The sequence below is a fragment of the Mesorhizobium sp. M0960 genome (assembly GCF_040319055.1).
Lineage (GTDB): Bacteria > Pseudomonadota > Alphaproteobacteria > Rhizobiales > Rhizobiaceae > Mesorhizobium.
In genome coordinates, this window is sequence record NZ_JAMYNN010000057.1 from 1 (window position 1) to 707 (window position 707).

The following is a 707-nucleotide window of genomic DNA, read 5'->3' on the forward strand; positions in this document are numbered from 1 at the left end:
CTAGACCACGTCCTGTGATCGATGAATCGATTGTGATGTGACGGCTGCGTTTTGTGCTGATTCAACATCCACCTCGATGGAGGTGGACGATGGGAAGAGCATTGAGCGATGATCTTCGGTCGCGGGTCTTGAAGGCTTCGGACGAGGGCATGTCGGCGCGGCAAGCGGCGGCGCGGTTCGGCGTGGGAGTGTCCAGCGCGATCCGCTGGATTGCGCGGGCGAAGATCGGCGAACTGGCGCCACGCCCGCAGGGCCGCCGCCGCGCCTCCAGCCTCGATGCGCATGAAGCCTTCATCGTCGGGCTGATCGAGGAGCGCAAGGACATCACGCTGAACGAGATGGTGGAGCGGCTCGTCGCCGAGCAGTCAGTGCGGATCAGCCGCAGCGCCTTGAGCGCCTGGCTTCGCGGTCACGGCTGGACATTCAAAAAAAGTCCGCGCACGCACTGGAGCAGGGTCGCCTCGACATCCTGAAGCGGCGCCGGGACTGGTTCGACGGCCAGCTCGATCTTGATCCGGCGAAGCTCGTGTTCATCGATGAGACCGGCCTCTCCACAAAGATGGCCCGCCTGCGTGGAAGAGCGCCGCGCGGCGAGCGCTGCCGGGCCGGCGTGCCGCATGGCCACTGGAAGACCACGACCTTCACCGGAGCGCTGCGGCTGACGGGCATGACTGCGCCCTTCGTCTACGACGGCGCCATGAACGGCA

1 pseudogene is annotated in these 707 nt (G+C 65.3%); it reads left to right on the forward strand.

Annotated elements, in window-relative coordinates:
• Window positions 1-89 precede the first annotated feature (89 nt).
• Window positions 90-707, forward strand: a pseudogene (locus NKH63_RS31290) (IS630 family transposase); the annotation flags it as partial.